Origin of the sequence: Mesorhizobium sp. M0340 (genome assembly GCF_040321535.1) — a bacterium.
Taxonomy (GTDB): domain Bacteria; phylum Pseudomonadota; class Alphaproteobacteria; order Rhizobiales; family Rhizobiaceae; genus Mesorhizobium.
Genome location: NZ_JAMYRR010000013.1, coordinates 54,252 through 67,816 on the forward strand (window position 1 = coordinate 54,252; position 13,565 = coordinate 67,816).

At 62.9% G+C, this 13,565-nt stretch carries 16 protein-coding genes; 10 read left to right on the forward strand and 6 right to left on the reverse strand.

Features of this window, described 5'->3' with window-relative positions; all coding sequences use genetic code 11:
* Positions 1 to 11: 11 nt before the first annotated feature.
* A complete protein-coding gene (locus tag NKI79_RS19235; RefSeq protein ID WP_254817760.1) occupies positions 12 to 476 on the reverse strand; it encodes a L,D-transpeptidase in 465 nt (154 codons plus the stop codon).
* Between the two features lie 600 nt (positions 477 to 1,076).
* Here NKI79_RS19235 and NKI79_RS19240 point away from each other — a divergent pair.
* Positions 1,077 to 1,244, forward strand: a complete 168-nt coding sequence (locus NKI79_RS19240; RefSeq protein WP_352803450.1) for a hypothetical protein — start codon at positions 1,077 to 1,079, stop codon at positions 1,242 to 1,244.
* Positions 1,245 to 1,320: 76 nt separating this feature from the next.
* On the opposite strand, the gene NKI79_RS19245 is transcribed toward NKI79_RS19240, so the two are convergent.
* Complete coding sequence (locus NKI79_RS19245; RefSeq protein WP_292663715.1) at positions 1,321 to 2,007, reverse strand: response regulator transcription factor; 687 nt, start codon at positions 2,005 to 2,007, stop codon at positions 1,321 to 1,323.
* 46 nt (positions 2,008 to 2,053) lie between these two features.
* On the opposite strand from NKI79_RS19245, the gene NKI79_RS19250 reads away from it, so the two are divergent.
* Positions 2,054 to 2,833 (forward strand): response regulator, encoded by a 780-nt coding sequence (locus NKI79_RS19250; protein WP_254817757.1) that lies wholly within the window; start codon positions 2,054 to 2,056, stop codon positions 2,831 to 2,833.
* 44 nt (positions 2,834 to 2,877) lie between these two features.
* Positions 2,878 to 4,965: a PAS domain S-box protein gene (locus tag NKI79_RS19255; RefSeq protein ID WP_352803453.1), complete on the forward strand. Its 2,088-nt coding sequence runs from the start codon at positions 2,878 to 2,880 to the stop codon at positions 4,963 to 4,965.
* A gap of 88 nt (positions 4,966 to 5,053) precedes the next feature.
* Here the strand turns inward: NKI79_RS19255 and NKI79_RS19260 are convergent, their stop codons facing one another.
* A complete protein-coding gene (locus NKI79_RS19260; protein ID WP_352480028.1) occupies positions 5,054 to 5,458 on the reverse strand; it encodes a hypothetical protein in 405 nt (134 codons plus the stop codon).
* Positions 5,459 to 5,871: 413 nt separating this feature from the next.
* On the opposite strand from NKI79_RS19260, the gene NKI79_RS19265 reads away from it, so the two are divergent.
* A complete protein-coding gene (locus tag NKI79_RS19265; protein ID WP_352803456.1) occupies positions 5,872 to 7,074 on the forward strand; it encodes an aromatic ring-hydroxylating oxygenase subunit alpha in 1,203 nt (400 codons plus the stop codon).
* 11 nt (positions 7,075 to 7,085) lie between these two features.
* Here the strand turns inward: NKI79_RS19265 and NKI79_RS19270 are convergent, their stop codons facing one another.
* Genes NKI79_RS19270 through NKI79_RS19280 form a run of 3 tightly spaced genes read right to left on the reverse strand, consistent with a single transcriptional unit; the run spans position 7,086 to position 9,030 of the window.
* Entirely contained in the window at positions 7,086 to 7,889 is an 804-nt protein-coding gene (locus NKI79_RS19270) for a DUF429 domain-containing protein (protein ID WP_352803459.1), read from the reverse strand.
* Positions 7,886 to 8,770, reverse strand: a complete 885-nt coding sequence (gene pdxY, locus NKI79_RS19275) for a pyridoxal kinase PdxY (protein WP_352803460.1) — start codon at positions 8,768 to 8,770, stop codon at positions 7,886 to 7,888. The genes NKI79_RS19270 and pdxY overlap by 4 nt, the downstream gene beginning before the upstream one ends.
* A gap of 8 nt (positions 8,771 to 8,778) precedes the next feature.
* Positions 8,779 to 9,030 carry a hypothetical protein gene (locus tag NKI79_RS19280; protein WP_352801974.1) on the reverse strand — a complete coding sequence of 84 codons (252 nt, stop codon included), beginning with the start codon at positions 9,028 to 9,030 and terminating at the stop codon, positions 8,779 to 8,781.
* A 163-nt stretch (positions 9,031 to 9,193) separates the two neighbouring features.
* Between NKI79_RS19280 and NKI79_RS19285 the strand changes: the two genes are divergently transcribed.
* From NKI79_RS19285 to ppa, 6 genes are all read left to right on the forward strand, one after another.
* Positions 9,194 to 9,838, forward strand: a complete 645-nt coding sequence (locus NKI79_RS19285) for a LemA family protein (protein WP_352803463.1) — start codon at positions 9,194 to 9,196, stop codon at positions 9,836 to 9,838.
* Between the two features lie 85 nt (positions 9,839 to 9,923).
* Positions 9,924 to 10,733 carry a TPM domain-containing protein gene (locus NKI79_RS19290; protein WP_352896702.1) on the forward strand — a complete coding sequence of 270 codons (810 nt, stop codon included), beginning with the start codon at positions 9,924 to 9,926 and terminating at the stop codon, positions 10,731 to 10,733.
* A gap of 70 nt (positions 10,734 to 10,803) precedes the next feature.
* Complete coding sequence (locus NKI79_RS19295; protein WP_502894193.1) at positions 10,804 to 11,628, forward strand: TPM domain-containing protein; 825 nt, start codon at positions 10,804 to 10,806, stop codon at positions 11,626 to 11,628.
* Positions 11,629 to 11,638: 10 nt separating this feature from the next.
* Positions 11,639 to 12,277, forward strand: coding sequence for a TPM domain-containing protein (locus NKI79_RS19300; protein ID WP_352803469.1), 639 nt, complete (start codon positions 11,639 to 11,641; stop codon positions 12,275 to 12,277).
* Positions 12,278 to 12,394: 117 nt separating this feature from the next.
* Positions 12,395 to 12,901: a GNAT family N-acetyltransferase gene (locus tag NKI79_RS19305; protein WP_254817749.1), complete on the forward strand. Its 507-nt coding sequence runs from the start codon at positions 12,395 to 12,397 to the stop codon at positions 12,899 to 12,901.
* A 116-nt stretch (positions 12,902 to 13,017) separates the two neighbouring features.
* On the forward strand, positions 13,018 to 13,548 hold the full coding sequence (gene ppa / locus NKI79_RS19310; RefSeq protein WP_023721304.1) for an inorganic diphosphatase: 531 nt from the start codon (positions 13,018 to 13,020) through the stop codon (positions 13,546 to 13,548).
* Positions 13,549 to 13,565: the final 17 nt, after the last annotated feature.

Below are 13,565 nucleotides of genomic sequence, written 5' to 3' on the forward strand. Positions count from 1 at the left end.
AGCAGCATCGCTCACTTGACGATGACGATGCTGGTGTTGGCCGGGCCGAAGACCTCGACGAGCTGGTAGAAATCGGCGGCGTTGTCCGGATGCAGACGCACGCAGCCATGCGAGGCCGGCTGGCCGAGGCGCTTGATGGCGCTTGTCGCATGTACGGCGTAGCCGCCGTTGAAGAACACCGAATGCGGCATCGGGGCGTTGTCGTATTTCTTCGAATACCAAATTTCATGCATGCGGGTCGGCTTGAACGAACCGGTCGGTGTGACGTGCGTCCTGTCGCCCGTCGAAACCTTCCAGGCGAATGTCGGCCGGCCGTCGACCAGAATTTCCATGGTCTGCTGCGATAGCGACACACGCGCGACGATCTTGTTGGCGGCGGCGTGGGCTGCGCCGTTGCCGGCACTGACAAGCAAGGCAGTACCGGTGATGACGGCGGCGGCGATGTTGATGAGCTTGGCGGAAATGGCAGTGTACATGATGTCTCCCCTATTCTGCCGGTCGGGGCCGGCCCAATTCATGACCGGCTTATCGGGGCGTCATGTTTCAAGCCGATTTCGCAAGATGCTCGTTTGTGTTTCGATTCTGTTTCCCCTGGTTAACAGAAAAGGTCCGTGCAAAGCAGCTTGCAGTTGCACGACGTCGTCATGACGGGTGGCGTGTTTGCCTAGGCGGATCGGCCAAACCGCGGCGCCAATACGCGATTGCCTTTCGTTTGATAGGAATTCACCTGACTCCGAAACCGAGCTGCAACAAAGCGCAGCGTCGGCGGCATGATCCGGATACAGCGAACAGGCAAAGTTGATCTAACGAAAACAGCGGGCAACGAACGATCGGAAGCCAACACTGTTTTCGCTACGGCCTGGATTGATCTGGACACTTTCCAGCCTGCGCGTCGACCGGCTCAAGCCCCTCTGGCGGGGGCGGCTTAGGGCCGTTGAGGATGCGCGGCGCCTCCGGCAACTTGCAGCCGAGAGGACCGAAGGCCCGCGCCGCAACGGGGGGCTCCGCTGGCGGCGCGGGCGCTTCGGGGGGTCCCCTGAAGTGCCCGTAAATTCCAATTTTGAGGAACGAACAGGATGAAAACGAAATTCGCCGCTTCCGTGCTTTCCGCCCTGCTTTACGTCCAGGGGCTGCTCGGCATTGCCGGCCTCGCCACCGTGCTGCTGAAGGAACGTGCTCATGCCGGCGAGGTCAGTACGATCGGTGACATGCCGTCCGGCCCATCGCTTCTCGTGGTGCGCTGAAGAGCATCGGACCCCAAAGTGGAAACCGGTTTTGGGAAAACCCGATGTTCAAGACAAAAGGGTGGCTGTCCTGCATTCAATCGGCGAATTGCGTCGGCGGATCGAACCGGTAACCGGCACCCCGTATGGTGGTGATGGTTTCGGTATCGAGCTTGCGGCGCAGCCGCACGATGCGCGAATCGATCGACCGATCGAAGGCTTCGGCATTTTCGGCGGGCGCGGCGGCGATGATGTCGTCCCGCGTCAGCACCTTGCGCGGGCTGGCCAGGAACAGCCTGAGCAGCGCCACCTGCCCGGGGGACAGCTGTTCTTCCGTTCCCGAGCGGTGCATGACAATGGCCGATCGGAGATCGACGGTCGCGTTCTCCAGCACGATCAGTTCCCCGGCGCTCCTGCCGCGCCGAGCCAGAAGGCCGCCGACGCGAGCCGCAAGCTCCCTGACATTGAGCGGGCTTTCGACGACGTCGGCGGCGCCGAGTTCGAGCGCCAGAACCTTGTCGACCAGATCGGCCGGGCGGCAGATCAGGATGAAATCCGGTCCACCTTCGCCGCCATGTCGCCTGAGCAGGTCGCGCCCCTCCGCCTGGCTGACGCTGTCGCCGACAACCACGACATCGATACCCTTTTCCGAAAGCAGCGATTCGGCCTCCCACGGCTGTCGTGCCGCACGGACGTCATGACCGCGCCGCTCGAGATGATCGGCGAGATCGGTGGCAATTACTTCAGCGACGGAAACAAGCGCGATAACGGATCGTGCAGCCATGTTTTTCTACCCCGCATACGGCAACCCAAGAAGAGTGCTGGACATCATGTTTATACCCAATCTACTTTCCACTGAAAGCGGGAGCGAAAGCATCGTGCGTGCACGAATTGTCATCGTCGAGGACGAGCCCGACCTGAGGGACGCGGTCGCCGAGTATCTCGGCGCCAGCGGCTATGATGTGGCCACGGCCGAAAGTGCGGCGGCGGCGCGCGACCTCTTGGAAGTGCAGTCCTTCCATCTTGCCATTCTCGACATCGCCATGCCGGGCGAGGACGGCCTGTCGCTCGGGCGCTGGATGCGGTCGAAAATGCCGATCGGCATCATCTATGCGACGGCCGCCGGTACTGCGCTCGACCGCATCGTCGGACTGGAGCTCGGCGCTGACGACTACATCGTCAAGCCTTACGAATTGCGCGAAGTGCTGGCCAGGGTGCGCAGCGTGCTGCGCCGCGTTCCGGAGCCGACCGAGCCACAAAAGGCCAAGGCTGAAACATCCGGCGGCCGCCGGTCCGTGAGCTTTGGACCCTTTCACGCCGATCTCGACGGCAGGCTCGTCACCGGCGCCAACGGCGCGGTCATTGACATGGCCAAGAGCGAGTTCGACGTGCTGGAGGTGTTCCTGACGCGCGCCAACCGGCTGTTGACGCGGGCGGCGATCTCCGAGGCGATCGGTTTCGTCGAGGATCCGGAATCGTCCCGCGCCGTCGACATCCGCATCATGCGGCTGAGAAAGAAGATCGAGGCGGATCCGGCCAATCCGAAATTCCTGCGCACGGTGCGCGGCGAAGGCTATATCTTCTCGCTGCCAGTCGGTGAAAATAACTAAGGCGGCGGCTTGAGGAAGCCGCGGCCAGGAAATGACGGCTGATCATGACGGCTGAAACAACACGCGTGGACGTGCAGGGCGCCAGACAGGGCGCGGCGATGGTGGCCGTGCATGTGGTTCGCCGGCTGCGCGAAGCCGGTGACTGGCAGCGCGAGATGGAGGGTATCCTCCAAACGCTTTGCGAAGCCATGGATTGTCACCGCGGCATCCTGTTTCGCCTGCGCGAACTGCCCGGCCAGGGCTTCGCCCAGTCGGTCGCCGCTTATTGGATCGCCCCCCGGTTTGGCGGCGAGCTGGCGTCACCGACCGTTATCATGCAGTCGGTCGTCGATTCGGACCCATTGCTGGAACGGCTGGCGGAGGACGAGCGTCAAGGCAAGATCTTCGCCGGGCACACACGCGATCTCGAAGGCTTTCTGCGGACGGATTTCGAAAAGCAGAACATCAAGTCGTTCCTGTCGGTGTCGGTCTTTTCGCACGGTAATTTGTGGGGCACGCTGGCGATCAACGACTGCATCCACGAACGCGAATGGACCGACCAGGAAGAGGCGGCGCTGCACATGGTGGCACTCGCCATCGGCGATGCCATCGAACGGTCGCCGTCCGACGCGCATGCCAGCGACGTCATTCGCCGCACCATGCTGCAGGCCTCGCTCGACGCCATCATCGTCATCGACGAGACCGGCTCGATCATCGAATTCAATCCGGCCGCCGAGAAGATGTTCGGCTATCGGCGCAGCGCCATCCTCGGCAAAGACCTGCTCGATACGGTCGTGCCGGAATATTATCGCAAGGGCTATGCGTCGGGCGCCGAATACATGTCGGGCCGCGGCGCGCCGATGGTCGGCCAACGGCTTGAAACGGTCACCCAGAATGCCGCCGGCGAGGTTTTTCCGATCGAGCTGACGGCAACCGAGATGCGCGTCGCCGATCGCCAGCTGATCTTCGGCTCCATCCGTGACCTGCGCGACAAGTTGCGGGCTGAGGAGGAAATCAATCGCCAGCGCGAAAAACTGCACCAGAACGAGAAGATGGCGGCGATGGGCTCGCTGCTCGCCGGCGTGTCGCACGAGCTCAACAATCCGCTGGCCGTGGTTGTCGCCCAGTCGACGCTGCTGCACGAATTCGCCGCCGATCCGCAGACCAAGGTGCGCGCCGAAAAAGTGCGCGCCGCTGCCGAGCGCTGCGGCCGTATCGTCAAGAGCTTCCTGTCGATGGTCCGCCTGCACCCGGCCGCACAGGCCGAAACCGACCTCAACCAGGTGATCCGCGCCGCACTCGAAGTGACCGCCTATGGCGCACGGTCGAGCGGCATCATCATCGACACCGATTTCGCCAGCGGCCCGCTGCTGGCCATGGCAGATGCCGACCACGTGACGCAGGTGGCCGCCAACTTCCTCATCAACAGCCAGCATGCCTTGGCCGGCGTTGCCGGCGACCGCCGGATCAAGGTCCGGACGTTTCGCAGCGACCGCGGCAATCCCGGATTCTCGGTCGAGGATAACGGACCAGGCGTGCCGGAAGCGATACGTTCACGCATATTCGAATCCTATTTCACCACCAAGCCGGTCGGTGTCGGTACCGGCATCGGTCTGTCGATCTCGAAATCGATCATCGAGCGGCACAATGGCAATATCTGGTTCGAGGAGGTTTCGCCGAGAGGTGTGCGTTTTGTCGTGCAGCTGCCGGCGATCGCGGCCGGCGCGGCCGCCGCCGGCGAAGCTCCGTCGCGGTCGAGCGGCTTGCGTCACGCGCTGATCATAGACGATGAGCCGGATGTCGCCGCGTCCCTGTCCGACATTCTGGAGTTGATGGGCATCAAGTCGCGGATCGTGCCGGCCTGGGTCTCGGCCGCCGCTACGCTGAGTGGCCATGTCCCGCCGGACATCGTGTTTTCCGATTTGCGCATGCCCGGCACCAGCGGCATAGCCGCCTATCGCGAGCTACTCGCCGAATTGCCGGGTCTGGCGCGGCGCTTCGTGCTTGTCACCGGCGATCTGATCGGCGCGAAAGGCGAGATCGAGGCGCTGCCGGCGCCGCAGCGGCCGCCAATCCTCGAAAAACCGTTCAGCACGCTGGATGTGCGCGGCGTGCTCTCGGCCATTGCCGAGCAGGCTGCTCTGGGCGGCTAGACTCCGCCATCTCTCCCGGAAGAAAAAAGAGCTCCCGGCCGACATTGCGGCGGGAGCCTGACTGGAGTGCTGGAGGGCGCTCGCAAAATCAAAAAACGTTCGGCGTATCGGCCAGCGGGGCGGCGTTGGCGATCATGCGGACCGGCCGTGCCTTGCCCGACTGGGCGGCGATGACGCGCAGGCAGTCCAGGCTCTCGGCGCCCCAGGCCTGCCCCTTGCAGGCGAAATCGATCTCCGAAATCGGCAGGCGCGCCGTCTTGGTGCTGGTCGTCGCGCCATCGATGAGGTTGGCCGGCGGGTTCAGTGAGGCGAAGGCCGGACCGACGGTCGGCGTCAACGCCATGCCGGCAAATGCGGCGGACGCCAGCAGCATGAACATCGCCATTGGATGATCACTGGCGCGCTGGCGCAGCGCCAGCTTCGGGCGCCGGTCGTTACGTTGGGGACCCTGCTGGCGAAGGTCGGTATTGGTGACCTGGATTTTCGTACGCATCGTCGTTTCCTTCGGTCTTCTTCTTTTCTCTGTTGAAACGAACCTAATCGCACCTTGTAACCGGCCAACGATGATGGATTAACGATTGTGTAACCGGCATGAAACCAAGCCCGCGGCCATTCCTGGGCGAACCGATCAGGCGTAGCTGGCAGCACCGGTGGCATTCTCGTTTTCAGCTACCCACGGCACCAGATCCACGTCGCCTTTCCAGGCCCACGGAGCGTCGGGGTTCAACAAGTGTAAGGGGATTAACGTCCGGAATTCCCGGGATTTTCCTGGCTTCGATCGTTCGGACTCGGCTCTCAAATCCCGCTCGATTTCCCGTCAAAAATTCGCCCCATTTTCGCAAGCCATTGCATTTCAACGGGAAATATGCTTTTATTGAACGAGCATTCAATAAATAAAGAGCCTTTATGAACCCCCATCTGCGTGACGTGGCAATTCCCAACGATTGGGATCGGCGGGGGCTGCCGGGCTGGAGCTATCATTCCGACGCCTTGCTCGAACTCGAGAAAGAGCACGTCTTCCGCAATCATTGGCAGATCGCCGGCCATGTCTGCGACGTGCCGAACGCCGGCGACTATCTGACGATGGATGTGGTCGGCGAGCGGGCGCTGATCGTGCGCGGCAAGGATGGCGTTGTACGCGCCTTCAACAATATGTGCCGCCACCGCGGCAGTCGCGTTGTCGCCGACAGCCAGGGCACTTGCAAGAACGCGCTGGTCTGCCCTTTCCATGGCTGGGTCTACAATCTCGACGGCACACTGCGCGGTGCTGCCCGCCCGCGTTCCTTCCCCGACCTCGACCAGACCGAATTCGGCTTGATGCCGCTCGAGCTCGAAATCTGGATGGGCTTCATCTTCATCCGCTTCCGCAAGGGTGGGCCGCAGCCATCCGTGGCCGAGCTGTTGAAGCCGATCGAAGCCGAGATTGCTCATTATGGCGTAGTCGAGATGGTGCCGTCCCGGGGCATCTGGACCCAAAACACGCCGGTCAACTGGAAGTCGGTGCGCGACGTCGACAATGAAGGCTACCACGTCGCCATGGCACATCCGGCGCTGCAGGATCTTTACGGTGCGACCTATTTCGACGAGCCGTTCGTCAACGGCGTGTCGCGCTCGTTCGCCACTTACAATCCGCATGCCGGACGGCGCTGGAGCGTCGCGCAATATATCAAGCTCGCACCCGAGGCGAAGCACCTGCCGGAGCACCTGCGCAAGGCCTGGATCTACTACGGCATCTTCCCGAACAACGTGCTGTCGATCATGCCGGAATCGGTACAGTTCTATCAGGAATTCCCGCTGTCGACGGGTGAGACGCTGCTGCGCGGCGCCATCTACCGCTATCGCGACGAGACCAGGCAACAGGCGGCTGCTCGCTACCTGTCCTACCGCATCGATCGCGACACGCTGGCCGAGGACGTGCAGCTTTCGATATGGTCCAACGAATCCATGCTGTCCGAAGCCTTCGGAGGTTTTTACCTCTCCGATCTCGAATATGGCGTGCGCACCCACCACGACCATTTGCGTAAGCAAATTCCCGTGCTCGGATTGGAGACTGCGCCCGAGGAGAAGGATATGTGGGCACTCAACGAGGCGCTCAGATCACGCTCCTGACGCCCTGGTCCTCAGGCCCAAATGGCGACCGGAATGCCTAAACGATCGGCGAGCGGCGGATCCGGAAACGGCATTGCCTCGCCTCTGACGATGCGTCCGGCAACCACCATCATTGCCGCGGCGTCGAGGAAATCGTCGGCGGCCGCGCCGCGCGGCGGCGTCTGGTCGAGAAAATCCTCGCTATAGCCATGCTGGGCAAGCAGCGCCTTGCGTTCGGCCATGCCGGCCGGATTGATGTTGCCCCTGATCTTCTTGGGCAGGCGCATAGCGCGGTCGCCGTTCAGTTTGCAGAAGGCAACTTCCGGATGCGATTCGAAGACGCGGCTGCGCAGTTCGGGCCGCGCGATCAGCAGCGAATCGATCTCGCGGATCTTGGCGAAGATGCCGAAGGCCTGGATCGAGACGCCGCGCGGCGGATCTGATGTCGTCCTGGCCACCTCGCTTGCCTTGCGATGTGCGGCGTACCAGGCATCGAGCGTGGTGAAAGCTTCGATCTCGGCGTAGAGCGCGGCGCGGGAGGGGATGGCAAAGACACTGGACTGCCGGGCCCCGAGCAGCGGCCGCACCAGCGCCTCCGGGCCGCGACCGCCTCTTTGCGAGAAATCGGGCAGGCCGATCGGCATGTCGACCGCCACGATCGCATTGACGGGCAGTCGGTCGAGCAACGCCGCGAAGCTTGGGAAAACGGCTGTAGACGGTGCCGCACCGGGATCGCGGCGGACGGATATCCAGCCAGCCTTGCAACCGTCGACGCCGACAAGCACAACGTCCTCGGGCGCATCGTCCTGCGGCACGGCGTTTTCGGCCTGCGTCACGCCCGGCGGTCCCGTTCCGGATGCAGGAGATGGCGAAGCTGCACCATCGCCATTGGGTGCGACAGGCTCTGGGCATCGGTCTCGAGCTGCAATTCGTCGCCGCCGCGCTTGGCGGTGCGCGCCAGGATCTCGTAGACCGCCGCGGTGGTCGATTGCAGAGCCTTGGCGGCCGGCTGGCCGGACAGGATCCGCGCCAGGTAGACGGCAGCCGTCAGGTCACCGAGCCCATTCGGCGGCTTGTCGATGAGCCGGTGTTCGGCAAGCAGCGCCTCCCTGCCTGTGAGCAGCAAATTGCCGGTGCCGCCGGCCATCATCGCCGGCGCCGAAGTGACCAGCATGGCCGGTGGGCCGGCCTGCAGGGCCGCAGCCATTGCCGATTTCAGGTCTGGCAGCGGCGCTCCGGCCATCCATTCCAGCTCATAGCGGTTGGGCGTGGCGATATCGGCGATCGGCATCAGCCGGTCGCGCATGGCGATAGCGGTCGGCTCAGGTACGTAGAGGCCGCCCGAATCGCCCATCACCGGGTCGCAGATATAGAGGGCTTCCGGTATCTTCGCCTTGACCGCGCCGACCAGCGAAGCAACGGCATCGGCCTGGCCAGCCTCGCCGAGATAGCCGGACAGCACGGCGCCGACCTCGCCCAGCCACGGCGCGCGCTCGAGGTCGGTCATCAGCGCCTTGAACTGGTCCAGCGGCGGCACGATGCGGGTGGCCCGGCCATGGCCCGGATGCCAGGGCAAAATGACGGTCGGCACCGCCCAAACCGGAAAGCCGAGCGTCTCCAGCGCAAAGACGGCGGCACGGTTGCCGACCGAGCCACGTGCGACATGGCTGGAGACGACGATGACCGCGCGCGGCGCGTCGGTTTTTTCGGCACTCATTGATTTTCCTAACTGCCCCTGGTGACGAAAAGCACGAGCCAGATCAACAGGCCGATGGCAATAAGCAAGCCCGCTGCCCGACCGATGCGGGTGCCCCAATATTCGATCGGATCCGACCGGTCGGCATCGGCCGCGGTGACGCGGTCGCGCGCGCCTTTAGTGGTTCGTGCAAGGAACGAGGTGCCGCCCGGGTCGGTCTCGCGCGCCACCCGTTCGATGATGCGGCGCGATTCCGCGTCGCTGTCGTGGCGTTTCGCCATGGTGATGTCCCGTTTTATGCCGAGCTTAACCCGTTCGCCTCGTCTGTCACAGGGCCCGACGGCGAATGGTAGAAAACCAGTAACACTTCTCGGCCGAAGTCATTTTCTTGCGCAAGGATTGTGCTAATGCTTCGCGTGCCAATGCTATCGAGGGGACCTTATCATGCTTGTCCAGCGCCTTTCTTCACCGCCAATCTTCCGTAATATAGCTGCGTTCCTGGTCATGGCCGTCATGCTGCCGCTGCTTGCCGGCTGCGGCTACAACACCATCCCGACGGCTGAGGAAAACGCCAAGGCAGCATGGAGCGAGGTGTTGAATCAATACCAGCGTCGCGCCGATCTCATCCCCAATCTTGTCAACACGGTCAAGGGCTACGCCGCGCACGAGAAGGACACGCTCGACGCCGTGGTCGAAGCGCGCGCCAAGGCGACGCAGGTGACCGTGACGCCGGAAACGCTGAACAATCCGGAAGCCTTCAAGAAATTCCAGGACAGCCAGGCCGGCCTGACCAGCGCGCTGTCGCGCCTGCTGGCAGTGGTGGAGAACTATCCCGATCTCAAGGCCAACCAGAACTTTCTGGCGCTGCAAGCACAACTCGAAGGCACCGAGAACCGCATCACGGTCGCCCGCCGCGACTATATCCAGGCAGTGAGAGAGTACAATCTGACGCTGAGGACTTTCCCGTCGGTGATCTGGGCGACCTTGTGGTTCCGCGGCAACCAGCCGTTTGCGAATTTCACCATCGAGGAGGACAAGATGCAGCCGCCGAAGGTCGATTTCGGCACCAACACCACGCAAGGCGGGTGAACGGCGCCTGTTGAGCCTGGGCCTGTTGGCCTTGTATTCCTTCGCGCCCCCCTCTGTCCTGCCGGACATCTCCCCACAGCGGGGGGTGGGAAGAAACGCCGCCCTGATTTTTCTTGGCTTCGTTCTAACCTTTCTCCTGCTCCCTCTCATCGTTCTCGCCGCCGAATTGCCGGCGCTGACCGGACGGGTCGTCGACAATGCCGGCATCATCGATGCCGCAACCGAGGCGGCGCTGACGCAGAAGCTTGCCGATTTCGAGACCAAAGGTTCGGACCAGATCGTCGTCGCGACCATCCCCAGCCTCGACGGCGAGGAGATCGAGCCTTACGCCAACCGGCTGTTCCGCGCCTGGAAACTGGGCCAGGCGAAGGAGAACAACGGCGTCCTGCTTCTGGTGGCGCCGAACGACCGCAAGATGCGCATCGAGGTCGGCTATGGGCTGGAAGGCACGCTGACCGACCTGCACACTAAGCTGATCATCGAAAACGACATGGTGCCGGCCTTCCGTGCCGGCGATTTCTCTGGCGGCATCAGCAAGGCCGTCGATGACATGATCATGGTGCTGGAAGGCAATCCCGAAGAGCTGGAAGCCCGCGGCGAACGCAACCAGCAGGCGCCGTTCAACAGCGACGACCTGTTCTTCACGATCTTCATAGCCATCTGGGCAATCATCTTTTTCGGCGGCCTCGCAGCCTCCATCCTGCCGCCGATCTTCGGCCAGAAGATCGGTCCCGGCCGCTATCGCTGGCTGGGCATGACCTTCGAGCCAAACCGGCGGTCGTCCGGCGGCTGGTCGGGAGGTTCCGGCGGGGGATGGTCGTCGGGTTCAAGCGGTGGCGGGTTTTCCGGCGGCGGCGGTTCGTCCGGTGGCGGCGGCTCGTCGGGAAGTTGGTGACGAGATGACAAGACACGCCATCAGCCCGGTGGAATTCGGCCGTTTCGTCAAAACGATCGGCACCGCGCTTATGGGCATGGCGGTGCTGCTGGTCGGCTTCGCGGCCATTGCCGCCGAATTGCCGGCGCTGACCGGACGGGTCGTCGACAATGCCGGCATCATCGATGCCGCAACCGAGGCCGCGCTGACGCAGAAGCTTGCCGATTTCGAGACCAAAGGTTCTGACCAGATCGTGGTTGCGACCATGCCCAGCCTCGACGGCGAGGAGATCGAGCCTTACGCAAACCGGCTGTTCCGCGCCTGGAAACTGGGCCAGGCGAAGGAGAACAACGGCGTCCTGCTTCTGGTGGCGCCGAACGACCGCAAGATGCGCATCGAGGTCGGCTATGGGCTGGAAGGCACGCTGACCGACCTGCACACCAAGCTGATCATCGAAAACGACATGGTGCCGGCCTTCCGCGCCGGCGATTTCTCTGGCGGCATCAGCAAGGCCGTCGACGACATGATCATGGTGCTGGAAGGCAATCCCGAAGAGCTGGAGGCGCGCGGCAAGCGCAATCCGGCGAATGACAATCCTGTCGATCCCATCTTCGTTCTGTTCATCGTCCTGTGGGCGACGATGTTCTTCGGCGGCCTGGCAATGGCATTCCTGCCGCCGATCTTCGGCACGAAGCTGTCGCCGGGCGTGTACAAGTGGCTGGGCATGACGTTCCGCTACGGCCGTGGGCCAGCTTCGTCATCCTCCGGTGGCGCTGGCTGGACGTCGGGGACCTCGTCCGGCAGTGGCTGGTCGTCCGGAAGTTCCGGCAGCGGTTGGTCGTCCGGAAGTTCCGGCGGCGGGTTTTCAGGCGGCGGCGGTTCGTCCGGCGGCGGCGGTTCTTCAGGAAGCTGGTGAGACCTCAATCATGGCAACACGACCGATCAGCCCCGAGGATCATGAGCGCATCGCCGATGCGATCCGCGCTGCCGAAGCAAAGACCGACGGCGAGATCTACTGCGTCGTGGCGCATGCCAGCGACGGCTATTTTTTCCCGGCCGCTTTCATGGCGATGCTCGGCATGCTCGTCGTCAGCCTCGCCGTCGGTTACGGGCTGGAAGCCTGGTGGCTGTCGATCCGCTTGCCGCATTTCGTCATCGCCGAGCTGCTGGCGCTTGCCAGTGTGCTCATCCTGTTGTGGGCATTGCCCGCATTGCGCATCCATTTGGTGCCGAGGCGTCTGCGCTACCAAGCCGCCCACGCCAATGCGATGAAGCAGTTCCTCGCCCGCAACGTCCACCGCACCACGGCGCGCACGGGCGTGCTGGTGTTCGTCTCGATCGCCGAGCGCTATGCCGAGGTGGTCGCCGACAGCGGCATCGATTCTCGTGTCGGCCAGCATGTCTGGGACAGTGTCGTCCGCGACCTTACGGCGCATGCCGGCGACGATCGGCTTGCCGACGGGTTCGTCAAGGCGATCGAAGCGGTCGGTGCGGTACTGGCCGAGCATTTTCCGGTCTCGAGCGGCGACAGCAACGAACTGGACGACCATCTGGTCGAGATTTGATCTCGCTAAAAGCGGTTTTCCAGCGTCTCAAGGACGCACTGTTCGGCTGTGTGAAAGCATCGCGGCGGCCGACCGGACTCTTGCAATCGGGCGCGGCGGGTTTATGGTTAACCAATCATGAATACGCTGAGCATCGACATCAGGAAAGCCGAACCACGCGATGCAGCCGCCATTGCCGACGTGCATCTCGAGGCCTGGCGCGGCGCCTATTCGGGCATCATCCCGCACCGTACACTGACATCGATGATCAACCGCCGCGGTGCCGATTGGTGGGCAAATGCCATTCGCCGGGCCGCCACCGTCCTGGTCGTCGAAATCGGCGGCAAAATTGCCGGATACGCGACGATCGGCAAGAACCGAGCACGTGAACTCAGGCAGCAGGGCGAGATCTACGAGCTTTACTTGCGGCCGGAGTATCAAGGCATCGGGCTCGGCAGCCGGCTGTTCGCAGCCGCACGGGCACGGCTGGCCGACCATGGCCTGAAAGGCATGGTGGTGTGGGCGCTGGAAGACAATCAGAACGCACTTGCCTTCTATGCCGGCGCCGGCGGACGCGATGTGGCCGAGGGCGTCGAGATCTTCGAGCAGAAGGCGCTGAAGAAGGTCGCTTTCGTCTGGGAATGACGGCCAGCGCATGATCCGGCCGGTTTCGGTTCGGACGATCCCCCCAGTACCATTCGCCGCATTGCACCATTCGCCATCGGCCGCTATCGATCTTCAATCGAGAGAGGGATAAAGCGATGCGGATCGAAGCGATTGCCAGCGGAAAGAACCCGCCCGAGGACGTCAACGTCATTATCGAGGTGCCGATCGGCGGCGAGCCGATCAAATACGAGATGGATAAGGAGGCCGGCACGCTGTTCGTCGACCGCTTCCTTCACACTTCGATGCGCTATCCCGGCAATTACGGTTTCGTACCGCACACGCTATCGGGCGACGGCGACCCGATCGACGTGCTGGTCTGCAACACGCGCGCGCTGGTGCCAGGCTGCGTCATCAATGTGCGGCCGATCGGCGTGCTGGTGATGGAGGACAATGCCGGCCAGGACGAGAAGGTCATCGCGGTGCCTTCGCCCAAGCTGACCTTACGCTACGAGGACGTCCACGAATACACGCAATTGCCTGACATTACCCGCCAGCAAGTGCAGCATTTCTTCGAGCACTACAAGGATCTCGAACCCGGCAAATGGGTCAAGATCGAAGGCTGGTACGATGCGGCCTATGCCAAGAAGATGATCGTCGAGGCAATCGAGCGGGCCAAGCGCAAGTAATTATCGGGCGCAAATAA

What these genes read in the sequence shown, in the direction of transcription:
- NKI79_RS19250 (WP_254817757.1), top strand. Translation starts at nt 2,054, where the DNA reads ATGTTTATACCCAATCTACTTTCCACTGAAAGCGGGAGCGAAAGCATC.
- NKI79_RS19300 (WP_352803469.1), top strand. Translation starts at nt 11,639, where the DNA reads ATGGCAACACGACCGATCAGCCCCGAGGATCATGAGCGCATCGCCGAT.
- NKI79_RS19305 (WP_254817749.1), top strand. Translation starts at nt 12,395, where the DNA reads ATGAATACGCTGAGCATCGACATCAGGAAAGCCGAACCACGCGATGCA.
- NKI79_RS19240 (WP_352803450.1), top strand. Translation starts at nt 1,077, where the DNA reads ATGAAAACGAAATTCGCCGCTTCCGTGCTTTCCGCCCTGCTTTACGTC.
- NKI79_RS19245 (WP_292663715.1), bottom strand. Translation starts at nt 2,007, where the DNA reads ATGGCTGCACGATCCGTTATCGCGCTTGTTTCCGTCGCTGAAGTAATT.
- NKI79_RS19265 (WP_352803456.1), top strand. Translation starts at nt 5,872, where the DNA reads ATGAACCCCCATCTGCGTGACGTGGCAATTCCCAACGATTGGGATCGG.
- NKI79_RS19285 (WP_352803463.1), top strand. Translation starts at nt 9,194, where the DNA reads ATGCTTGTCCAGCGCCTTTCTTCACCGCCAATCTTCCGTAATATAGCT.
- NKI79_RS19295 (WP_502894193.1), top strand. Translation starts at nt 10,804, where the DNA reads ATGGGCATGGCGGTGCTGCTGGTCGGCTTCGCGGCCATTGCCGCCGAA.
- pdxY (WP_352803460.1), bottom strand. Translation starts at nt 8,770, where the DNA reads ATGAGTGCCGAAAAAACCGACGCGCCGCGCGCGGTCATCGTCGTCTCC.
- NKI79_RS19260 (WP_352480028.1), bottom strand. Translation starts at nt 5,458, where the DNA reads ATGCGTACGAAAATCCAGGTCACCAATACCGACCTTCGCCAGCAGGGT.
- NKI79_RS19255 (WP_352803453.1), top strand. Translation starts at nt 2,878, where the DNA reads ATGACGGCTGAAACAACACGCGTGGACGTGCAGGGCGCCAGACAGGGC.
- NKI79_RS19280 (WP_352801974.1), bottom strand. Translation starts at nt 9,030, where the DNA reads ATGGCGAAACGCCACGACAGCGACGCGGAATCGCGCCGCATCATCGAA.
- ppa (WP_023721304.1), top strand. Translation starts at nt 13,018, where the DNA reads ATGCGGATCGAAGCGATTGCCAGCGGAAAGAACCCGCCCGAGGACGTC.
- NKI79_RS19235 (WP_254817760.1), bottom strand. Translation starts at nt 476, where the DNA reads ATGTACACTGCCATTTCCGCCAAGCTCATCAACATCGCCGCCGCCGTC.